The following is a 19,992-nucleotide window of genomic DNA, read 5'->3' on the forward strand; positions in this document are numbered from 1 at the left end:
CGGCGAAGCGTCGCCGCCAGGTCGTGACCGTCACGCGGGTGACGCCGAGCCGCTTTGCGATCGCCAGGTTGCTGATGCCTTGGGCCGCCAACAACACGATCTCGGCCCGCATGGCATCAGCGCGGGACACCTTGCGTCGCCGCAGCCGCGACGCAAGCTCGGCCGCCTCAGCTTCCGACACATCGATTGCAACCGCCCTTGGTGTCGCCACGTCCCCGCCTCCTGCGCCATGAGGAACCCAGTGAATCACAGTCACATCCAAGTGACTAGTTATTTCTCGGCCAGGACACTAGAAGTTATTATACATATCAATGCCTTCCTGCACACTCGCGCAGATGGTCATCTTGCCATCCCGCAAAACCATGCTGTGGTCGCAGGTTTCCTTTATAAAATCCATGCTATGGGAAACAATCACGAGCGAGCGATCCGAGCGCTTTTCAAAAAGTTCATGCCGGCACCGTTGCGCAAAACGAGCGTCCCCGACCATAACGACTTCGTCAATGAGATAGCATTCGAACTCGATCGCGATGGACAGGGCGAATGCAAGACGAGCGCGCATGCCTGACGAGTAGTTCTTGACCGGCTCTCGGAGTTGGTGACCCAGTTCCGCGAAATCGTCTACGAAGCGGCGCATCTCCTCATAATTGCGACTGTAGATGCGCGCGATGAAGCGCAAGTTATCCAATCCGCTAAGACTGCCCTGGAACGCCCCAGAAAATCCAATGGGCCAGGAGATGGACATGTCCCGTTCGACCTGCCCCGATGTGGGTAGGTCGACACCACCAATGATGCGAAGCAGCGTCGATTTGCCCGCGCCATTATGCCCGAGTACACCCCATTTCTCGCCGCGCTGAACTTCACAGTTTACACCGTTCAGGACACGCCGTACGCCCGAGGGTGTATGGAACTCCTTGACGATATCAGCACACTTTATCATGCCTTTTTAATTCTATCCCGTGATTTCTAGATGTTTTCTAACGTCGGCTGTTAGAATAATACCGACGAGCAGTAATAGACCGGTCATCCACGTATCATAGAAAAGATCGTAACGAACGCTGGCCTCTAGACCGAATTGCCCCCCCCGCATCATCTCCATGTTGTTGGCCATAGGGGAAAGCATCAGTATCCATTGATATCGGAGAGGAAGCCAAGTCACCATGATGAATGCGCCCGAAAACGGGAGCGACAGATAGGAAATGACGGATACAAATTTTTCGACAAGATCGGACATCTCGCTGAGGGAGGCTGCTAGCAAAGCGGTAGCAAAGGAGAAAAAACACTGATAGATCAATGCCAATACAATAAGACTCCAGTCCTGTGGCGGCTGCATGTAACCGAGAATAATAGCGCCGAACATCACAAGTAGGCCCGCCATGACTGTTCCTATGATTTCAAGGAATGAACGAGCGGTGATGATGTCAAAAGGTGTTACTTGCCGGTGAAAGAGTAGGCTGCCGTTGGCTTCATACGCCTTGATGGCCCGTGCCATACAATGGCGCCACATGGTCAGGGGAACATATCCCGTTACGACCATCGCCGTCATGGCCAGGCCATGTTCCCGAGCAGGTCGGATGGCTGTCCATACGATCGCGACACCTGCGCAGAAAAGGATAGGCTCACCGATTACCCAAAGAAAACCTAAATTGTCGCGCCCATAGCGGGTGTGAAGTTCCCGAAGGATAAGTGCGTGGATGACCTTGTACTGAAGAAAAAAATTGGAAAAGAGCGTATCATGTCGCTTTATTTGTCGCGTCATGTGATTCGGTGCTCCCTTGCTCCTGCGATGAGAAGCCGCCCCATGACATAAACACCATAGAAACAGAGGATAGAAATCGCCATCATCTTGATCGTAACCGGATAGGCGGGATAATCGGGCCTGTTGGGTTGCGTCACCTCCTCAAGGAATACCATCTGATGATCCGCCCGGGCTTTGGCGCTCTGTAGCGCTGCAACTTCGGAGGCTAAAACTTGCTGGAGAATCTGTCGCTGGATGGTCAGACTATCGAACTCGGTCAGTTGCGGTACCAGCGAACGTGTATCACCGGTCAGGCGAGCGGAGGCGGCGACCAACTCCTTACGCAGATTCTCGATCTGCTTCTGATACACCGCGATAGACGGACTGTCCGGCGAAGTCTCGAGAGTCTGGTCCAAGCGCATCTGCGTGGCGGTGAGCAGCGATTGCAGCGCGTATTGCGTGGAAACAAGCGGTAAACTCTGTCTTTCCGGGTCGATCATCGCACTTGTATTGCGAAACGAGGCGAGGCGAGTTTGCAGGTCGCGGATCTGGCTCAGAGTTTCGTTCACTTCCTTCTGAGCTGCGTCAACCAAGTTTGCACGCTGTCGACGGTTGATGTCGTTTATAAGTTGTTCTGCGGCGACGATGAGTGACTTTGCGATTCGTTGTGAATCGCCCGCGTCGAAGGTCCGGACCGTGAGAACAGACAAAGATGTGTCTGAGTCGATCTGCGCCTTAACGTGATTCTTGTAATATTTATAGAAACTTTCCAAATTCTTTCGTGAATACCAGTTGGGGAAACGGGACAGGAAATCTGCGCCCGGCCTCGAGAAGACTTGGGCAAGATTGTCATTGTGGAGCAGGAGCAGCATCGCATCGCGCGAGACCAAGTAATCTTGCACAGCGAAGGTATCGTCGCTAGCGACGGATTCGCCTGCGCCGCCTGCACCGCCCTGCATCATCATCGTCAAGGGCATACTGCCCGCACTATGCTCGCCGCGCACCATGAAATGGGCTTCGGAAATATATTGCGGGGTGGCGATAAGGGTCAGATAGACAAGCAGTAAAATATTGGGCACGATAACTGTGAAGAAAAGCCCTAATCCGATCTTGTTTCTTACAAAAGCCACGCTGACCGCAAACGGCGTGGTTGCGTTGGCCGACTGGGGTCTGCGTGCCAACACTAATGAAGGGTGTTCCTGAAACTCATCTGACATCGAAAGACTTTCCTGCTCCAACCTCAATCGAAAAACTGCACGTATCCCGTTTGGTTGCGGGCATCTTGGCTTATGCGTTAACGTGCCACCATATAGCCCGCCGTAATGCCCGGTTGGACGATTGTGCTGATAAGGGCGAATAGCTTGTAGAAATTATTCGCCTTGGCGTTGGAGTAGTACAGCATGTCCTTGTCTCTCATGGCGAAATGCTGCCCCAGGAAATAGTTGCCGGGATTCATCATGTCGATCTGATACACGATCGGCGTGACCGGCTTGCCTTCGGCCACGGGTAGGCCCAGCCGCCGAACAACGTTGTTATCTTCGTAGCGCAAAAGAAAAATGCCATTGGGATCGGATTGTTGGTCCAGCGGGCCTCCCGTCCTGGCGATGGCTTCGGACAAGGAGAGTTCCGGTACCGTAAACGGAACCTCCGACACCTTGCCAGTGGCACCGAAGACGGTGAAGGTTCTGGGTTTGTAAATGACTTCGATCCGGTCGCCGGGATGAACGGCAATATTCTGCGACGGGTCGTTTTCCGGAACGCTCATCGCCACGCGCGCCACATGGTTGCCGCGCGTCAGTTGAATGACTGAATCCTCCGGCGGATGGGGGCTACCCTGTGCCAGGGCGATGACATCCATAAGGCGCTCGCGCGTGGGGGTGAGGAGTACGCGCCCAGGACGTGTGACGTTACCATAGACGATCGCGGAGTTGGTTACGCTCTGGACGACACGCACGATGACCTGCGGCGCCTGCGATTTCCGTGCCAGGGCCTGGCGTACCATCGCGGCGGCCTGATCCACCGTTCGCCCGGCTACATGAAGCGTGCCTGCGTAGGGGACGACGACCGTCCCGTCAGCACTGACGTTCAGCGGCGGCAGATTGCTGAGCATGGCCTTGGCGCCCTGAGGGTCCTGCCCGGCGCCGCCGGACGACAGAATGCTGCCCGTGCTCTGGGTGGTTGCAGAGCCGCCCGCCATGGCGGCGGCCATCGACGTGCCGCTGGCGTTGCCGCCTCCGCCGCCGAACACGCCGTTGCCGATCTCGTAAATCGAAACCTGGATCGTATCGCCTGGACCGATCATGTCGTTGGTCGTCGGCCGGTCGGTCACCTTGTCGAGAGTGGAGAGCGGGGTTGGCGAATCACCGGCAAGAATTGTCAGGAGGTCGGAGCTGATCTGTACGAGGCCGAACCCCAGCGTGTTTTTCTTCGGGTCTTTTTGTGCGCTAATAAACTGTGATTCCGTGGGGCCGCTGCTGGGCAGGGAACTACAGCCTGACAAGAAGAGCAGGCCGCTCACCAGCACGCCGGACATCTGCGCTGCCATACGGTATTTGGCGGTGCCAGTGCGTAAGCGAGAGTGTTGGGGAATCATATGAACCACGCGACATACCACCAAGAAAAATCCGTCTCTGGTCAGATTGCCAACGCTCTATGTCAAAGGTTGGACAGATTGACAAGAAAACGCCCGGCCACCCATCGCTGCTGCCGCAGGCCAGTCGGGGGCTAGGGCAGGGCCCCGATCCCGCGCTCTCAATCCCGGAAATCCACAGCGACCGGGACGTGATCGGACGTGGTGGGCCAGTCGCGTGCGTCACGCAGTACTGTCATGCCGGCCAGATGATCCGTCAGATCGGCTGTGATCCAGACATGGTCCAGGCGGCGTCCACGGTTGGAGGCCTTCCAGTCGCGGTTGCGGTAGGACCACCATGTGTACAGCTTTTCATCCGCCGGCACGAAATGCCGCATGGCGTCGACGAAGCCGTTTTCCTGCCAGGCCAGTAGCCGTGTGGTTTCGGGTGGTGTGTGGCTGACGACGGTCAGCAATTGTTTGTGGCTCCAGACATCCTGTTCCAGCGGCGCGATGTTCAGGTCGCCGACCAGGATGGTGCGGCGGTTGGTGCGGCCGGCGAACCAGGCGGTGGCTTCGTCCACGAATGCCAGTTTGTGCGCGAATTTGGGATTGGCCTCGGGGTCGGGAATGTCGCCGCCGGCGGGGATGTAGAAATTATGCAGTTCGACCGCTTCGCCGTCGAGGTAGAACGACGCCGCGATGTGGCGGCAATCGCCGCGCCCGCACCAGTCCGGCGTGTCATCGAGCGAGGTCAGCGCCACGCGCGACAAGATCGCGACGCCGTTATAGGCTTTCATGCCGCGATAGAGCGTGTGGGTGTACCCCAGTTCGCGGATCGCATCGGCAGGGAACAGGTCGTCCGGGACCTTGGTTTCCTGCAGGCAGATGATGTCCGGTCGAAGATCCTCGCCCAATCGGGCAAGCAGGGGCAGCCGAAGGCGGAGCGAATTGATATTCCACGTCACGATGCGCATATCAGTGGCATTGCCCATCATGCGCCGGCTGGCAAGAGCGATTCCCGCCATCACGAACAAAACGGGATCGAATCGCGGGTGATCGGGTAGATGTTGCAGGCGCCGTGTGGTGGGCGGAAGCGATCCTCGGTTTTTTCGGCGGATTGCCTGGAGTTCATCGAACATCAAGGTCGTGTTGGGATAATTTTTATCATTATCAGTGGGTTATTTTTCTGTGCTGTTTTTTTATGCAATCCAAGCCGGGGTCAGGAAAACTGCCCGCCCCACGATTCTGCCCGTGCCTGCTCCACAGACTTATCCACATGATCGGTGGATGAATGAGGGGGCGGCCTGATGGACGGCGACGTGACCGCCACCCCGCGCCTCCGGGGTGTCGAGGCGATTCAGCAGGCCCTTCAGACCATGCCGCTCTCGTCCGGCGTCTATCGCATGATCGGCGAGAAGGGGGAGGTGCTGTACGTCGGCAAGGCGCGGATTCTGAAGCGGCGGGTGACGTCCTACACCCAACTGGGCAAATTGCCCGAGCGGCTGCGGCGCATGGTGTCCGAGACGGTGGCGATGGAGATCGTCACCACGCATACCGAGGCCGAGGCGCTGCTGCTGGAAGCCAACTATATCAAGCGCATGAAGCCGCGCTTCAATATCCTGCTGCGCGACGACAAGAGCTATCCGTGGATCATGATGAGCGACGGAGACGCATTCCCGCAGATCGCGAAGCATCGCGGCAAGCTGGTCAAGGGGGCGTCCTACTGGGGGCCGTTCGCCTCGGCCTGGGCGGTCAATCAGACGCTCAACCTGCTTCAGCGGGTGTTTCTGCTGCGGTCGTGCTCGGATGCGGTGTTCAACGCGCGGACCCGGCCATGCCTGCTCTTTCAGATCAAGCGCTGTTCGGCGCCGTGCGTCGGACGCATCGACCAGGCGGACTATGCCCATCTGGTGGAGCAGGCGCGGGCCTTTCTGTCCGGCCAGCGCAACGGCCTGCGCGATGAACTGGTGCGCGAGATGGAGGAGGCGGCGGCCAGCCTGGCGTTCGAGCGGGCTGCGACCATCCGCGACCGTATCCGGGGCTTTGCGGCGATGCAGGATTCGTCGGTGATCAACCCTGCGTCGCTGGAGGATGCGGACATCGTGGCCATCGCCCAGGTGGCGGGTCAGTCCTGCATCCAGGTCTTCTTCATCCGTGGCGGCCGCAACAACGGCAATCGCGCCTTCTATCCCCTCCATGCGCGCGACGAGGCGCCGGGCGAGGTGCTGGGCGCGTTCCTGTCGCAATTCTATGATGACAAGCCGCCGCCGGCGCAGATCCTGCTGAATTGTGAGATCGCGGAACATGACCTGATGGCCGACGCGCTGGGCATCAAGCGCGGCCGGAAGGTCGAGATCCTGGTGCCGCAGCGAGGCGAGAAGCGCGCGGTCGTGGAGCACGCAGAGACGAACGCCCGCGAGGCGATGGAACGCAAGATGGCCGAAAGCACGGCCCAGGCGAAGCTGCTGGACGGGGTGGCCGAACTCTTCGGGCTGGATGCCGCGCCGCGACGGATCGAGATCTACGATAACAGCCATATCATGGGTGCCAACGCCTATGGCGTGATGGTGGTGGCGGGGCCGGAAGGGTTCGACCGGCGGAGCTATCGCAAATTCGCGATTCGCGGGCCGATCACGCCGGGGGACGATTTTGCGATGATGCGCGAGGTGCTGGAACGGCGCTTCAGCCGGGCCCTGCGTGAGCGCGAGGCGGAGGGTGGCTCGGCCGACTGGCCGGATATCGTCCTGATCGATGGCGGGGCAGGCCAGTATTCGGCGGTGCGGGCGATCCTGGACGAGCTTGGCGTGTCGGATGTAACGCTGGTAGCGATCGCCAAGGGGCCCGACCGGGATGCGGGGCGGGAATGGTTTCATGTGGCGGACCGCCCGGCCTTCCAGCTGCCGCCGCGCGACCCGGTGCTGTACTATCTGCAGCGGCTGCGTGACGAATCGCACCGTTTCGCCATTTCCACCCATCGCGCAGGGCGATCGAAGGCGCTGGTGAAGTCGGAACTGGACGAAATCCCCGGCGTCGGCGCGGCGCGCAAGCGTGCGCTGCTCAACCAGTTCGGCTCGGCGCGGGGCGTGCGCCAGGCGGGATTGGCCGAGTTGGAGGCGACGCCGGGGATCAACCGCGAGACCGCGCGCGTCGTCTACGGGCATTTCCATCCTGGTTGGAGCGGCGCATAGCATAGCCCCGGGGTGATGGACGGCGAGATGTGAGCGATTTCTTCATCAGACCGGCGTGAAGTACCGTTCCTGTTCGCCGTGTCTTGCTGTACGCTACCTCCCGATGTTGACCGACCTGCCCAATATCCTGACCCTGTCGCGGATTGGGGCGATTCCCGTCCTGGTCGCCCTTGTGGCGATGGGCAGCGCGATGACCGATTTCGCGGCGTGCCTGCTGTTTATCGCGGCTGCGATCACCGACTATCTGGACGGACGGCTTGCGCGCGCGCGCAAGCAATATTCGGAGCTCGGGCGGATGCTCGACCCTATCGCCGACAAGCTGCTGGTCGGTGCGTCGCTGATGATGCTGGCTGGCACCGGCCATCTGCCGTTCGGCGGGCTGTATCCCGCCATCATTATCCTGGCACGGGAAATCCTGATCAGCGGGATGCGCGAATTCCTGGCCTCGACACGAGTCAGCCTGCCGGTGACGCGGCTGGCGAAGTGGAAAACCGGCATCCAGATGACGGCGATCGGCTTCCTGCTGGCGGGAGACGGGACAGGGCGGCTGCTGCATATGCCATGGCTGCCGGTCGGCCTGATCGGGTCGATCCTGCTGTGGATTGCGGCGGTGCTGACGGTCGTGACCGGGTGGGGATATCTGGTGACCGCCATGCGGCATATCAGCCGGCATGATGGTGCGTCGAAAATCGCGTCTTGATTGTATCATCATATTTCATGCCACTTGTGGTTGTGGAGACGAATGGGCAGACTTCCAGTCGCTGGCGGAACAGGGCGCGGCGGAGGGGAATGATGATGCGCAGGGCGGCGGTGCTTTCACTGCTGGTATTGCAGACGGGCTGTGCCGGTTTCGGCAAGCTGATGGCCGATGACGCAACGTTTCCGGGGGCCAATCCCAACCTGCCGGCGGGGGATGCGGAGAATCTGCGCCGCGCCCGGGGAGAAGAGGTGGCGGAGCGGCCGATCCTGCCCCAGGGCGGCAATATGTGGCCCGGCCCGCCCGCGCCGTTGCCAACCCTGGGCGATGCGACGCGCGAACATCATGGAGCGGATGACGGGCTGCCCGCCGATGCGGCGACCGGCCCGAACCTGCCTGAAGGCGGTACGCTGAGTGCGGGCGAGCAGGCTGAGATCCACGGTGGCGTGCAGGATTTCTCGGGGCGGGGGGCAAGCCCTTCGGCGGGGCACGAGGATGCCGCGCCGGCCCGGCCTGGCCAGACGGCCTCGACCATCGTCATTCCCAATGGCGACGGCACCAGTACCGTCATCACTCCGGATGGGACCGTGAAGACGGTGCGGGACACGCCGGGCGTTTCCCGATAGGAGATGGGGGCGACTGGACCGCAAGGCAGGGGCGATGACAGGAGGGGCAGCGCGCATGGTGGAGATCCTGTATTTCGCCTGGCTTCGGGATCGGCTGGGCCGGTCGGGGGAGAGTCTTTTGTTGTCCGGCGACGAGGTATCTTCGGTCCGTGCCATCATGGACGGGCTGCGCCGGCGCGGAGCGGCCTATGAAGAGATATTCGGCGAAGGGGCCGGGCCGGTCCGCTGTGCCGTCAATCAGGAATTCGCAGCTCTCGATTCGCCCGTGCGCGCAGGGGATGAACTGGCCTTCTTCCCGCCCGTGACGGGGGGATAGCCGATGCAGGTCGACATCCGGATCCAGGAAGAGGCGTTCTCGGTGGATGCCGAGATCGCGCGGCTGGCCGGAGCGGGACTCGATGTTGGCGGAATCGGCCTCTTCATGGGGGTGGTGCGGGGCGATATGGGGCTGGCGGCGCTGGCTCTGGAACATTATCCGGGCATGACCGAATCGATGATCGGGCGAATCGTGGCGCAGGCCGGCACCCGATTCGGCCTGCTGGCCTGCACGGTTATCCATCGCGTCGGGCGGCTGCCCGTCGGGGCGCCGATCGTGCTGGTATTGTGCGCGGCAGCGCATCGCGGGGCCGCGCTGGACGCGACGGGATTCGTGATCGACTGGCTGAAGACGCAGGCTCCCTTTTGGAAACGCGAGGAATATCCGAACGGGGAGGCGAGATGGGTCGCGGCGCGGGAAAGCGACGAGGCCGCCGCCGCCCGATGGGACGCGGGCGGGCCGGCGGAAGCGTGATGGTGTCGACCGCCAGCTACCGTGGGGTGCCGATACCGGAAGGCGAAGAAAAAAAACTTTTTGCTTGACGCGGAAAGTCCTCGCCTCGACCCGAAACGGGCCCTTGCCGTCCCATCATCTTCATATATCTAGTGCGTTCTTGGTTGCCCTGACGCGATATGTAGCGTCATAATGCTGCCCTGGACACTAGGCATAGACGCCGTGTCCCGGCGATTTTCACGGAGATGATGGATGAGCCTGGATGACGTATCCGGAACTGTGTCTGATCGTCCGGCCGAGGAACGTGGCCTGTTTCAGGACCACGAAACCGGCCAGACGCCCGACATGTTCGATGATGTCGTCCAGTTGCCCGGTCATCACCCGGTGCGGGTCAATCGATCGCGCGATGCGCTGCTGACGCCGTTCGGCAAGGCGACGCTGGATAATCGCTACCTGCTGGACGGCGAGAGCTACCAGGACCTGTTCGGGCGGGTGGCATCCTATTACGGCGCCGATCCGGGGCATGCGCAGCGGCTGTACGACTATATCTCGCGCCATTGGTTCATGCCGGCCACCCCGGTGCTGTCCAATGGCGGGACGACGCGCGGCCTGCCGATCTCCTGCTTCCTGAACGAGGCGAATGACAGCCTGCGCGGCATCGTCGATCTGTGGAACGAGAATGTCTGGCTGGCCAGCAAGGGCGGCGGCATCGGCTCCTACTGGGGCAATCTGCGCTCGATCGGCGAGAATGTCGGCCGCAACGGCAAGACCTCAGGGGTGATCCCCTTCATCCGCGTGATGGACAGCCTGACGCTGGCGATCAGCCAGGGGTCGCTCCGCCGGGGTTCCGCCGCCGTCTACCTGCCGGTCTGGCATCCCGAGATCGAGGAATTCATCGAAATCCGCCGGCCGACCGGTGGCGACCCGAATCGCAAGGCGCTGAACCTGCATCACGGGGTGCTGGTCTCGGACGCCTTCATGCGCGCCGTGGCCGAGGACGCGGAATGGGCGCTGCTGTCGCCCAAGGATGGCGCGCATATTCGCCATGTGTCCGCGCGGTCGCTGTGGATTCGTATCCTGACGGCGCGGATGGAGCAGGGCGAGCCCTACATCATCTATTCCGACCATGTGAACAATGCGCGGCCCGAGCATCACAAGCTGGCGGGGCTGGAGGTCAAGACCTCGAACCTGTGCGCCGAGATCACGCTGCCGACCGGCATCGACCATCACGGCCAGGAACGGACGGCCGTGTGCTGCCTGTCCTCCCTGAACCTGGAAACCTGGGACGAGTGGAAGGACGACCCGCAATTCATCGAGGACGTGATGCTGTTCCTCGACAATGTATTGCAGGATTTCATCGACCGGGCGCCCGACGACATGGCGCGCGCGAAATACGCGGCCTCGCGCGAGCGGTCGGTCGGGCTGGGGGTGATGGGTTTCCATTCCTTCCTGCAGGCCAACAACGTGCCGTTCGAAAGCGTGATCGCGAAGGTCTGGAACAAGCGGATTTTCAAGCATATTCGCGAGAAGGCCGACGCGGCGTCGCGCAAGCTGGCGGAACTGCGCGGCCCGTGCCCGGACGCGGCGGAATATGGCGTGATGGAGCGCTTTTCGAACAAGCTGGCGATCGCGCCGACGGCATCGATTTCCATCATCGCGGGCAATTCCAGCCCCGGGATCGAGCCGATCGCCGCGAACGTCTTCCTGCAGAAGACGCTGTCCGGCTCGTTCACCGTGCGCAACCGGCACCTGACCAAGCTGCTGATCGACAAGGGGCAGAATACGGACGAGGTCTGGTCGTCGATCACCCTGAGCCAGGGGAGTGTCCAGCATCTGGATTTCCTGACCCAGCAGGAGAAGGACGTCTTCAAGACCGCCTTCGAACTGGATCAGCGCTGGGTGGTGGAGCATGCGGCCGACCGCGCCGGCTTTATCTGCCAGGCGCAGTCCATCAACCTGTTCCTGCCGGCGAACGTGCATAAGCGCGACCTGCACCAGATCCATTATCTGGCGTGGAAGCGGGGCGTGAAGTCGCTGTACTATTGCCGTTCGCTGTCGATCCAGCGGGCGGACACCGTCAGCAACGTCCTGGACAAGAGCGACGTCCTGGTGCCCGAGCCGGCACCGGCCGCGTCGGCCACGCCGACGTCATCCACCAATTACGACGAGTGCCTGGCCTGCCAGTAACCCGATAAGGCGGCGCGAGCCGCCTATCGCCTACGACCGGTTGCCGCATTGCTGTCGCGGAGAAGACGACATGACCGAACCCCTCAACGCGCCCCAGCCGGAGGGCGAGACCCATTTTGATCTGCTGACGGCCAATCCGGTCTACAAGCCGTTCCGCTACCCGTGGGCGTATGACGCGTGGCTGACGCAGCAGCGCGTGCACTGGCTGCCGGAAGAAGTGCCGCTGGCCGACGACGTGAAGGACTGGCACCGCACCCTGACCGAGAGCGAGCGGCATCTGGTCACCCAGATCTTCCGCTTCTTCACGCAGTCGGACGTGGAGGTGAACAATTGCTACATGAAGCATTACAGCCGGGTATTCAAACCGACTGAGGTGCTGATGATGCTGTCTGCCTTCTCGAATATCGAGACGATTCATATCGCGGCTTATAGTCATCTGCTCGATACGATCGGCATGCCCGAATCCGAGTATTCCGCTTTCCTTAAATATAAGGAAATGAAGGATAAATATGACTATATGCAGGGCTTCTCGGTCGACAGCAAATATGAGATCGCCCGGACGCTCGCGGCTTTCGGCGCCTTTACCGAGGGGCTTCAGCTCTTCGCGTCGTTCGCCATCCTGCTGAATTTCCCGCGCTTCAACAAGCTGAAGGGAATGGGGCAGATCGTCTCGTGGTCGGTGCGTGACGAGACCCTGCACTGCCTGTCCATGGCCCGGCTGTTCCGCACCTTCATCCATGAAAATCCGGAAATCTGGACCGAGAAGCTGCGCGAGGACATTCGCCAGGTCTGCCGCGACATTGTCGACCATGAGGATGCGTTCATCGATCTGTGCTTCGAGATGGGCCCGGTCGAGGGCCTGGATGCCGATCTGGTCAAGACCTATATTCGCTTCGTTGCCGATCGCCGCCTGAGCCTGCTGGGGCTGGATGGGATGTACAATATTCCCGCCAATCCGCTGCCATGGCTGGATGACATGCTGAACGCCGTCGAGCATACGAATTTCTTCGAAAACCGGGCGACGGAATACAGCCGCGCCTCGACCTCCGGCACTTGGGAAGAGGCGTTCGAGGAGAGCATCTTCCAGTCCGACGGCTAGCAGGACCGGACGCGGGGAGGGGCTTCCCCGCGTCCGAATGTCAGTCCTGTTCTGCGTCGACCACGGCGCGGGTGGGGGCCTTGAAGCACCAGTGCCGGCGCGGCGCGTCATCCAGGGCCGGCCCGAGGCGGATCGAGAGATAAATCCTGTCGGGATGTCCAGAATCGCACCGCTCCCCATAGCCGATCCAGCCATTCGCATGATCGGCGCCGACTTTCGGCACGCCCAGCACCGCGAAAACAGCGTCATAAAACGGTTCGGCCATGGCCAGGTTCGACACTGTGATCGAAACATGATCGAGCATGATGACCTGCATAAGGGTGAGGCGGGCTACCGGGAGCTTTGTGCTGGGACATTACAATGCCCCTGAATAATGTCCCTGAACGGATAAAGGTCTTTTTGCTTCTTTTCCCTCAGAAAAAGAAGACGCCAGTCACGACGGGATGCCATCCAGCGGTGCCCCGTCGCGCAGGATGGCCTCCGCTTCCGGCGTGAAATGGCCGTCTGCCCGATGCAGCGTCATGCCGGGCAGGAGGGCAGCGTCGCCCCGGCCGCCGACCCGTCCCTGGACCAGCACGATTCGGGCCGGACGCCCGGCCTTGGGCCAGAAGGGGATCAGCCGGATCGACCCGATCCCGTGTGCGCGCATGGCCGCGATTGCGGTGTCGAGCGAGGCGGCGGGCAAAGCGAGGGTCAGCGTGCCGTGATGGCGCACCTGTCGCCCCAGGCTGCGGACCCAGACATTCAGCATGTCGCCCGTCCCGACACGTCGCGCGATGTCGCGGCGCGGATCGGGTGACGCGCTGGCGTCAGCGCGATGCCAGGGTGGGTTGGCGAAGGCGTGGTCGAACCCGCCACCCGGCGCAGGGCATTCGGGCAGGGGCAGGTCGGGCAATGTCGCGCAGAGCGCGCGCAACCGATCGAAACCGTTCTCGTTAAAATTGGCCTGGGCCAGCATGGCGGTGCGGGTATCGCGCTCCACGCCCACGCCGGTCATGTCGGCTACGCGCCACGCCAGGCACATCAGCCCGGCACCCGCGCCGCATCCGCCTTCCAGGATGCGCTGACCGGGGCGGGCAGGGATGGAGGCCGCCATCAGGACGGGCTCCAGTCCGGTTCGGTAGCCATGGCGAAACTGCCGGTAGCGGAGCCGGCCATCCAGCAGCGTTCCATGGCTCAGGGCTTCGATGGGTGCGTCGTCCGCAGGACATGCTAGATCCAGCGTCGGTTCATGTATGATGTCCTTCGGCTTGACCGTCATTCTCACGCCGCTCATATGTTCTACAGACCAATCCAACGGAGCCGGGGAGTTTAACCTTTTGGGCGTTACAGTCACCCTGCCGGAATCCGAGAAAACGGCAACCGCGAAGCATTCCGGCCCCGGCGCTTCGGCGCAGGAGGGGGCCGAAGCTGCCCTGCGCGCGTTGTCGAGCTATCTGGCCGACGACATGGCTGCGTGCAATCGCGCGATCATCGAGCGGATGGATAGCCCGGTTGCCCTGATTCCCCAGTTGGCGGCCCATCTGGTGGCGGCCGGCGGCAAACGGCTGCGCCCGCTGCTGACGCTGGCGTCGGCGCGCCTGTGCGACTATCCGGCCGGCCCCGAGCATCAACGCCATGTCGCGCTGGCGGCGTGTGTGGAATTCATCCACACCGCGACGCTGCTGCATGACGACGTGGTGGATGAGAGCCAACTCCGCCGCGGGTTGGCCAGCGCCAACGCCGTGTTCGGCAACAAGGCGTCGGTGCTGGTGGGTGATTTCCTGTTCGCCCGGTCGTTCCAACTGATGACGGATGACGGCTCTCTGAAGGTGATGGCCATCCTGTCCTCGGCATCGGCCACGATCGCCGAGGGCGAGGTTCTGCAGATGTCGACGCAGAACGACCTGTCCACCTCGGTCGACCAGTATCTGACGGTCATTCACGGCAAGACGGCCGCCCTGTTCGCCGCCGCGTGTCGCGTGGGTGCGGTGGTGGCCAAACGGCCGGAAGCCGAGGAACTGGCGCTGGAAGCCTTCGGCACCAATCTGGGCATGGCGTTCCAGTTGGTCGATGACGCGCTGGATTACGCGGCGGATCAGGCCGTGCTGGGCAAGACAGTGGGCGACGATTTCCGCGAGGGCAAGATCACGCTCCCGGTGCTGGCAGCCTATGCCGCCGGCAGCGAGGAGGATCGCCAGTTCTGGCGGCGGGTCATCGAGGAGAGCGAACAGGCGCCCGAGGATCTCGACCGCGCCCTGGCCCTGATCGCCCAGACCGACGCCATCGGCGTCACACTGGATCGTGCTGCCGCCTATGCCCGTGCGGCGCGTGAGGCGCTGGATATCTTCCCCGATACCCGTCTGCGGCGCCTGTTGCAGGATACGGCGTCCTACACCGTCAGCCGCGCCCGCTAAGGGCCTGACTGGAACGGCGCGCTGGCGGTGGTCCGGCGCGCGTTCCCCGGGCTCAGGAGGACGGCCATAGAGGGCGGGCAGCTCAGCTATCTCGCCTCATCGGATTGCACGCGATCATGGCGTCCAGGCAGGCGCGATCGGTCAGATCGCGGCCTGTTCCTGGGCGAACAGGGCTGGCGACCCATAACCCAGCGCGGCCATGGCGGTCGTCATGCGCGCGGGTTCCGCCGGCATGGCGGTGAAGAAGGCTAGGTCGGGGCGAGACGTGCCCTCGGGCCGACGCGGGAGCGCCCCCAGCACCGTTGCGGTCCGGCGCGCCACCGCATCCGCCGGGTCCAGCCAGATCATCCCCGGGGGGGAGGCCGCGCGGAAGGCGTCCATCAGGAACGTGTAATGGGTGCAGCCGATGCCGACCACGTCGATCCGGTCGCCGCCGGGCTGCCCGAACAGGGCCGCCAGTTCCTGCTGGACGATGTCGGCCGGGATCGGATGGCCGCGAAATGCGCGTTCCGCCAGATCGGCGAGTCCCCGGGCACCATATGCCAGCAGGGTGCAATCGGGGGCATAACGCTGTTGCAGGTCGCGCAGATAGGGCCGCCTGACGGTCGCCCGTGTGGCCAGCAGCCCGATTGTGCGGCTCTGGCTCAGCGCGGCGGCCCATTTGATGGGGGGGACGCAGCCGACAAACGGAATGTCATAGCGTTCGCGCAGCGCGCCCAGTGCCAGCGTGCTGGCGGTATTGCAGGCGATGACGATCAGATCGGGCGAAAGGCGGGCAATGGCCTCTCCCATCAGGGTGACCACGCGATCGATCAGGGCGGCATCGTCCTGCTCGCCGTACGGATAGATCGCCGTGTCGGCCAGGTAATCGACCGGCATGCCGGGGAGCCGGGCGCGAAGCGCCCGAACGATCCCGAAGCCGCCGATCCCCGAATCGAACGCGAGAATCCGCTGCATCATGGCAATGGGATCAGCCCTGACCCTGTGCGCTCTTGAAGGCCAGGGCCTCTTCCAGGCTGGAGACGCCGCCATGCCGGCCGGACCAGCCGCACGGGTCCTCGAGGAAGCGCCGAACCTCGGACGCGTCCTTCTCCGAGAAATAAGGCTGCCCGGCGCAGGCTTCCAGCACATCCCACCAGGTGCACAGCGCGTGCAGCGAGATGTTCATGTCCGCCAGTGTCCGCAGCGATCCGGGGAAGACGCCATAGAAGAAGACGACGAACGTATGGTCGACAATCGCTCCCGCGTCGCGCAGGGCGCGCGCGAACCGGATCTTGGACGAGCCATCGGTCGTCAGGTCCTCGACCAGCAGGGTCCGCATGCCTTCGGGCACATCGCCCTCGATCTGGGCGTTGCGGCCGAAACCCTTGGGCTTCTTGCGAACATAGGCCATGGGGGCCATCATCCGGTCGGCGATCCAGGCGGCGAAGGGGATGCCCGCGGTCTCGCCGCCCACGACGGCGTCGATGCTTTCATAGCCGATATGCCGGCCGATCTTCTCCACGCCCAACTCGACGATCTTGGCCCGGGCACGCGGGAAGAAGATGATGCGGCGGCAGTCGATATAGACAGGCGATTTCCAGCCCGATGTCAGCGTATAGGGGTCTTCGGGACGGAAATTGACCGCCTTGATTTCCAGCAGCAGCTTGGCGGTGGTCAGCGCGGCGTCGCGGTCCCAGGCAGAGGAGCCTGACGGGACGCCCGTGCCGTACCCTGTCGAATCGTTCATCTGGTGTGTCTTTCCGGTCCGATATCGTAGGAAAACGAGGTGGAAGAGCCTTAGCGGGATCGATCGGGAAAATCTATCGCGCGGTAGCCATCATTCCATTCGAATCCCACCTGTAACGCACCAGGCGAGGGGCTGGATCGCGTGCGGCCGAAGGGCGGTTTCTCTTGCCGGAGGCGGATATACTCGCTAATATAATTGTAATTGCAAATCGTTCGCAATAAGGATTTAAAACCGTGGCGCCAGAAAACGGCCGGATCACACGAAACTGCGAACGGGCGGTGGTTACCGCGTACCGGGAATTGCGGGAAGTCGGGACGGGCGATGTTTCGGCGTTCCACGCCTGCACCACCCTGTATCGCATCCATCATCCCGAAGCGTCGTTGAACGAAGCCCGGCGCCTGGTTTCCGAATGGATCGACCATCATGTGGTGCGCGCGGACAATGGGCCGACGGCAGGGTGCGACTGTCCCTGAAGCGGTTCCCACGCTGAGAGCGGACAATGAAAAAGCCCGGCGGCCCATTGGCCGCCGGGCTTTTTCATGAGACGGACGGGCGTGTCTGCCCGGTCCTGACAAGCTTGCCCGAGGTTTCCGATCTGTCCGAGTGCAATCCGGGACAGATCGGCTTCAAGCCTCAGCCGCGCTTGGCGAGCGGCACGAAGTCGCGCTCCGGCGAGCCGGTGTAGAGCTGGCGCGGGCGGCTGATGCGCTGGCCGGGCTCCTCGATCATTTCCTTCCACTGGCTGATCCAGCCGGTGGTGCGGGCGAGGGCGAACAGCACGGTGAACATGCTGGTCGGGATGCCCATCGCCTTCAGGATGATGCCCGAATAGAAATCGACGTTCGGATACAGGCTGCGCTTGACGAAATATTCGTCGTGGATCGCGATCTTCTCCAGTTCCACCGCCAGGTCCAGCAGCGGATCGTCCTTGATCCCCAGCTCGCCCAGAACCTCGTGGCAGGTCGCCTGCATGATCTTCGCCCGCGGGTCGAAGTTCTTGTAGACGCGATGGCCGAAGCCCATCAGCCGCACGCCGCTGTTCTTGTCCTTCACCTGGGCGATGAACTCGGGGATGTTTTCCTTGCTGCCGATCTTGGCCAGCATCTTCAGCACGGCTTCGTTCGCACCACCATGGGCGGGTCCCCACAGGGCGGCGATGCCTGCGGCGACGCAGGCGAACGGATTGGCGCCCGTCGAGCCGGCCATGCGCACCGTCGAGGTCGATGCGTTCTGCTCGTGGTCCGCATGCAGGATCAGGATGCGATCCATCGCCCGCGCTAGGATCGGATTGATCTTGTACGGCTCCGACGGATGCGCGAACATCATCGACAGGAAGTTTTCCGCGTAGGTCAGGTCGTTGCGCGGATAAATGAAGGCCTCGCCCTGCGTGTATTTATATGCCCAGGCCGCGATCGTCGGCAGCTTGGCGATCAGGCGCATCGCCGAAAGGTTGCGGCTGGCCGCGTTCGAGATGTCGTTGGCGTCGCTATAGAAGGCCGACAGAGCGCCGACCGTGCCACACAGGATCGCCATCGGATGCGCGTCACGACGGAACCCGTTGAAGAAATTGCGGATCTGTTCGTGCAGCAGCGTGTGCGACTTCAGGGTCTCGACGAAACCGTCATGCTCCGTGCCGGTCGGCAGTTCGCCGTTCAGCAGCAGGTAGGCGACCTCGGTGAACGTGGCCTGCTCGGCCAGTTGCGCGATCGGATAGCCACGGTGCAGCAGGACGCCCTTGTCGCCGTCGATGAAGGTGATCTTGCTGGTGCAGGACGCCGTCTCGCCATAGCCGGGATCGAACGTGAAGACGCCCAGACCGGCGGTGATCTTGCGGATGTCCAGCACGTCGGGGCCCAGCGTTCCGGAATGGACCGGCAGACTGGCTGTTTTACCTTCTAGCGAGACGGTGGCCACTTTTCCTGACTCGGTCATCAAACTCTCCTCTTGGTCGTTCGCCGCCGTGCGAGCGGCCATTCTCATCCCCAACCTGCGGACACCTGTCCTCTGCGTGACAGTTTGCGACGTATTGGTCCGGCGCCATGTCCCGATGCAGGCATGCGCCGAGATAAGGACGAAACGGCTAGCGTGGCAACTCTGCGTGCGAGGGGGCGCTTACCCCCTCAATTGCATAGCGCACGGGTCAGAACGGCCTGTTTGCGGGCCAGGGCATGCCAGGGGCCATGCACCGTGAAACAGGCCAGAGAGGCGACAGGAAAGCCCCGGATCAGGATGCTCTTGTCCGGGTCGTCGATGGCATGCCCGGCCAGGTCCATCACCAGTTGGTACAGATCCGGATTGTGACCTATCACAATGATATTGTTGAAGTTTTCAGGCGTCTCCTGAAGGACTTCCAGAATGCTCTCGCTGCCGCATTCATACAGCCTTCCGTCCTGGCGCACCTGCGGTACGGCGGTGGTGGAAAACGGCCCGAATGCGGCATAGGTTTCGCCCGAACGCATCGCCGGGCTGATCAGGACCAGCTCCGGGATGAAGCCGATCTCGCGCAGTTGTGTTCCGCGTTCGTGCGCCTGGCGGCGCCCGACGGGGGTCAGGGGGCGCCCGAGGTCGCTGGAGGGGCTGGGATCGCCATACGGTCCGGGAAAGGCTTCCGCATGGCGCATCAGCACCAACGTCCGTGGGACGGCGGCCGCGGCCGCGGGATCTGACGCCGCAGCCATCAGACGGCGCCGGGCGCGGCGGATTTGCGCGCGATGGCTTCGTGGTGGCGGATGACCTCCTTGATGATGAAGGCCAGGAACTTCTCGGCGAAGTCCGGGTCCAGCCGCGCCGCTTCGGCCAGTTCGCGCAGCCGCGCGACCTGCTGGGCCTCGCGGGTCGGGTCGGCGGGGGGCATGTTGTGCCGCGCCTTCAGTTCGCCCACGGCCTGGGTGTGGCGGAAACGTTCGGCCAGCATGTAGATCAGCGCGGCATCGATATTGTCGATGCTCTGGCGGAGCCCCAGCAGCATCTCCTGGGCGCCCGGCGCCTTGATCG

22 protein-coding genes are annotated in these 19,992 nt (G+C 62.3%); 9 read left to right on the plus strand and 13 right to left on the minus strand.

All coding sequences use genetic code 11. From position 1 onward, the window contains the following. The 6 genes from HLH36_RS20205 to HLH36_RS17910 all read right to left on the minus strand — a co-directional run. Positions 1-211 (minus strand): helix-turn-helix domain-containing protein (locus tag HLH36_RS20205; protein ID WP_182987648.1); only part of this gene is annotated, 211 nt, incomplete at its 3' end. Between the two features lie 78 nt (positions 212-289). Beyond that, entirely contained in the window at positions 290-937 is a 648-nt protein-coding gene (locus HLH36_RS17890; RefSeq protein WP_182987649.1) for an ABC transporter ATP-binding protein, read from the minus strand. Positions 938-949: 12 nt separating this feature from the next. Continuing rightward, positions 950-1,756 carry an ABC transporter permease gene (locus HLH36_RS17895; protein ID WP_182987650.1) on the minus strand — a complete coding sequence of 269 codons (807 nt, stop codon included), beginning with the start codon at positions 1,754-1,756 and terminating at the stop codon, positions 950-952. Further along, entirely contained in the window at positions 1,753-2,952 is a 1,200-nt protein-coding gene (locus tag HLH36_RS17900; protein WP_182987651.1) for a capsule biosynthesis protein, read from the minus strand. Before HLH36_RS17900 ends, HLH36_RS17895 begins: the two co-directional genes overlap by 4 nt. A 77-nt stretch (positions 2,953-3,029) precedes the next feature. Beyond that, positions 3,030-4,268, minus strand: coding sequence for a polysaccharide biosynthesis/export family protein (locus HLH36_RS17905; RefSeq protein ID WP_246377022.1), 1,239 nt, complete (start codon positions 4,266-4,268; stop codon positions 3,030-3,032). 218 nt (positions 4,269-4,486) lie between these two features. Then, on the minus strand, positions 4,487-5,281 hold the full coding sequence (locus HLH36_RS17910; RefSeq protein WP_182987685.1) for an exodeoxyribonuclease III: 795 nt from the start codon (positions 5,279-5,281) through the stop codon (positions 4,487-4,489). Between the two features lie 333 nt (positions 5,282-5,614). On the opposite strand from HLH36_RS17910, the gene uvrC reads away from it, so the two are divergent. The 7 genes from uvrC (at position 5,615) to HLH36_RS17945 (ending at position 12,873) form a co-directional block, all read left to right on the plus strand. Further along, positions 5,615-7,495 carry an excinuclease ABC subunit UvrC gene (uvrC, locus tag HLH36_RS17915; protein WP_182987652.1) on the plus strand — a complete coding sequence of 627 codons (1,881 nt, stop codon included), beginning with the start codon at positions 5,615-5,617 and terminating at the stop codon, positions 7,493-7,495. Positions 7,496-7,598: 103 nt separating this feature from the next. Next, positions 7,599-8,195, plus strand: a complete 597-nt coding sequence (gene pgsA / locus HLH36_RS17920; RefSeq protein ID WP_182987653.1) for a CDP-diacylglycerol--glycerol-3-phosphate 3-phosphatidyltransferase — start codon at positions 7,599-7,601, stop codon at positions 8,193-8,195. 89 nt (positions 8,196-8,284) lie between these two features. Further along, positions 8,285-8,818 (plus strand): hypothetical protein, encoded by a 534-nt coding sequence (locus HLH36_RS17925; RefSeq protein WP_246377023.1) that lies wholly within the window; start codon positions 8,285-8,287, stop codon positions 8,816-8,818. A gap of 55 nt (positions 8,819-8,873) precedes the next feature. Further along, a complete protein-coding gene (locus HLH36_RS17930; RefSeq protein WP_182987654.1) occupies positions 8,874-9,134 on the plus strand; it encodes a MoaD/ThiS family protein in 261 nt (86 codons plus the stop codon). 3 nt (positions 9,135-9,137) lie between these two features. After that, entirely contained in the window at positions 9,138-9,608 is a 471-nt protein-coding gene (locus HLH36_RS17935) for a molybdenum cofactor biosynthesis protein MoaE (RefSeq protein WP_182987655.1), read from the plus strand. Positions 9,609-9,839: 231 nt separating this feature from the next. Beyond that, positions 9,840-11,774, plus strand: coding sequence for a ribonucleoside-diphosphate reductase subunit alpha (locus tag HLH36_RS17940; protein ID WP_182987656.1), 1,935 nt, complete (start codon positions 9,840-9,842; stop codon positions 11,772-11,774). A gap of 70 nt (positions 11,775-11,844) precedes the next feature. Then, positions 11,845-12,873 (plus strand): ribonucleotide-diphosphate reductase subunit beta, encoded by a 1,029-nt coding sequence (locus HLH36_RS17945; RefSeq protein WP_182987657.1) that lies wholly within the window; start codon positions 11,845-11,847, stop codon positions 12,871-12,873. Between the two features lie 40 nt (positions 12,874-12,913). On the opposite strand, the gene HLH36_RS17950 is transcribed toward HLH36_RS17945, so the two are convergent. Together HLH36_RS17950 and HLH36_RS17955 are read right to left on the minus strand one after the other, a co-directional pair. Continuing rightward, on the minus strand, positions 12,914-13,177 hold the full coding sequence (locus tag HLH36_RS17950; RefSeq protein WP_182987658.1) for a VOC family protein: 264 nt from the start codon (positions 13,175-13,177) through the stop codon (positions 12,914-12,916). 129 nt (positions 13,178-13,306) lie between these two features. Then, positions 13,307-14,134 carry a tRNA1(Val) (adenine(37)-N6)-methyltransferase gene (locus HLH36_RS17955; protein WP_246377024.1) on the minus strand — a complete coding sequence of 276 codons (828 nt, stop codon included), beginning with the start codon at positions 14,132-14,134 and terminating at the stop codon, positions 13,307-13,309. Between the two features lie 58 nt (positions 14,135-14,192). On the opposite strand from HLH36_RS17955, the gene HLH36_RS17960 reads away from it, so the two are divergent. Continuing rightward, positions 14,193-15,269 carry a polyprenyl synthetase family protein gene (locus HLH36_RS17960; RefSeq protein WP_246377025.1) on the plus strand — a complete coding sequence of 359 codons (1,077 nt, stop codon included), beginning with the start codon at positions 14,193-14,195 and terminating at the stop codon, positions 15,267-15,269. A gap of 141 nt (positions 15,270-15,410) precedes the next feature. Here HLH36_RS17960 and HLH36_RS17965 read toward each other — a convergent pair whose 3' ends face one another. Beyond that, positions 15,411-16,226 carry a glutamate racemase gene (locus HLH36_RS17965; protein WP_182987689.1) on the minus strand — a complete coding sequence of 272 codons (816 nt, stop codon included), beginning with the start codon at positions 16,224-16,226 and terminating at the stop codon, positions 15,411-15,413. A 13-nt stretch (positions 16,227-16,239) separates the two neighbouring features. Continuing rightward, the gene (locus tag HLH36_RS17970) at positions 16,240-16,998 is read right to left on the minus strand and encodes an orotate phosphoribosyltransferase (protein WP_182987659.1); all 759 of its coding nucleotides are present in this window, start codon (positions 16,996-16,998) and stop codon (positions 16,240-16,242) included. Between the two features lie 233 nt (positions 16,999-17,231). Between HLH36_RS17970 and HLH36_RS17975 the strand changes: the two genes are divergently transcribed. Continuing rightward, complete coding sequence (locus tag HLH36_RS17975; protein ID WP_182987660.1) at positions 17,232-17,471, plus strand: hypothetical protein; 240 nt, start codon at positions 17,232-17,234, stop codon at positions 17,469-17,471. Between the two features lie 160 nt (positions 17,472-17,631). On the opposite strand, the gene gltA is transcribed toward HLH36_RS17975, so the two are convergent. The 3 genes from gltA to HLH36_RS17990 all read right to left on the minus strand — a co-directional run bounded on the left by gltA (position 17,632) and on the right by HLH36_RS17990 (position 19,966). Further along, positions 17,632-18,930 carry a citrate synthase gene (gene gltA, locus HLH36_RS17980; RefSeq protein ID WP_182987661.1) on the minus strand — a complete coding sequence of 433 codons (1,299 nt, stop codon included), beginning with the start codon at positions 18,928-18,930 and terminating at the stop codon, positions 17,632-17,634. A 188-nt stretch (positions 18,931-19,118) separates the two neighbouring features. After that, on the minus strand, positions 19,119-19,619 hold the full coding sequence (locus HLH36_RS17985; protein ID WP_246377026.1) for a SixA phosphatase family protein: 501 nt from the start codon (positions 19,617-19,619) through the stop codon (positions 19,119-19,121). 56 nt (positions 19,620-19,675) lie between these two features. Then, positions 19,676-19,966: a chorismate mutase gene (locus HLH36_RS17990; RefSeq protein ID WP_182968487.1), complete on the minus strand. Its 291-nt coding sequence runs from the start codon at positions 19,964-19,966 to the stop codon at positions 19,676-19,678. Between the last annotated feature and the right edge of the window lie 26 nt (positions 19,967-19,992).

This window comes from Gluconacetobacter aggeris, assembly GCF_014174395.1.
Lineage (GTDB): Bacteria > Pseudomonadota > Alphaproteobacteria > Acetobacterales > Acetobacteraceae > Gluconacetobacter > Gluconacetobacter aggeris.

Excerpts from the sequence above, each read along its gene's own strand:
- uvrC (WP_182987652.1), top strand. The coding sequence starts at position 5,615 with ATGGACGGCGACGTGACCGCCACCCCGCGCCTCCGGGGTGTCGAGGCG.
- HLH36_RS17955 (WP_246377024.1), bottom strand. The coding sequence starts at position 14,134 with ATGACGGTCAAGCCGAAGGACATCATACATGAACCGACGCTGGATCTA.
- HLH36_RS17970 (WP_182987659.1), bottom strand. The coding sequence starts at position 16,998 with ATGAACGATTCGACAGGGTACGGCACGGGCGTCCCGTCAGGCTCCTCT.
- HLH36_RS17990 (WP_182968487.1), bottom strand. The coding sequence starts at position 19,966 with ATGCTGCTGGGGCTCCGCCAGAGCATCGACAATATCGATGCCGCGCTG.
- HLH36_RS17950 (WP_182987658.1), bottom strand. The coding sequence starts at position 13,177 with ATGCTCGATCATGTTTCGATCACAGTGTCGAACCTGGCCATGGCCGAA.
- HLH36_RS17900 (WP_182987651.1), bottom strand. The coding sequence starts at position 2,952 with ATGTCAGATGAGTTTCAGGAACACCCTTCATTAGTGTTGGCACGCAGA.
- HLH36_RS17895 (WP_182987650.1), bottom strand. The coding sequence starts at position 1,756 with ATGACGCGACAAATAAAGCGACATGATACGCTCTTTTCCAATTTTTTT.
- HLH36_RS17910 (WP_182987685.1), bottom strand. The coding sequence starts at position 5,281 with ATGCGCATCGTGACGTGGAATATCAATTCGCTCCGCCTTCGGCTGCCC.
- pgsA (WP_182987653.1), top strand. The coding sequence starts at position 7,599 with ATGTTGACCGACCTGCCCAATATCCTGACCCTGTCGCGGATTGGGGCG.
- HLH36_RS17905 (WP_246377022.1), bottom strand. The coding sequence starts at position 4,268 with ATGTCCGGCGTGCTGGTGAGCGGCCTGCTCTTCTTGTCAGGCTGTAGT.
- gltA (WP_182987661.1), bottom strand. The coding sequence starts at position 18,930 with ATGACCGAGTCAGGAAAAGTGGCCACCGTCTCGCTAGAAGGTAAAACA.
- HLH36_RS17930 (WP_182987654.1), top strand. The coding sequence starts at position 8,874 with ATGGTGGAGATCCTGTATTTCGCCTGGCTTCGGGATCGGCTGGGCCGG.
- HLH36_RS17940 (WP_182987656.1), top strand. The coding sequence starts at position 9,840 with ATGAGCCTGGATGACGTATCCGGAACTGTGTCTGATCGTCCGGCCGAG.
- HLH36_RS17890 (WP_182987649.1), bottom strand. The coding sequence starts at position 937 with ATGATAAAGTGTGCTGATATCGTCAAGGAGTTCCATACACCCTCGGGC.
- HLH36_RS17935 (WP_182987655.1), top strand. The coding sequence starts at position 9,138 with ATGCAGGTCGACATCCGGATCCAGGAAGAGGCGTTCTCGGTGGATGCC.
- HLH36_RS17945 (WP_182987657.1), top strand. The coding sequence starts at position 11,845 with ATGACCGAACCCCTCAACGCGCCCCAGCCGGAGGGCGAGACCCATTTT.
- HLH36_RS17985 (WP_246377026.1), bottom strand. The coding sequence starts at position 19,619 with ATGCGCCATGCGGAAGCCTTTCCCGGACCGTATGGCGATCCCAGCCCC.
- HLH36_RS17965 (WP_182987689.1), bottom strand. The coding sequence starts at position 16,226 with ATGCAGCGGATTCTCGCGTTCGATTCGGGGATCGGCGGCTTCGGGATC.
- HLH36_RS17925 (WP_246377023.1), top strand. The coding sequence starts at position 8,285 with ATGATGATGCGCAGGGCGGCGGTGCTTTCACTGCTGGTATTGCAGACG.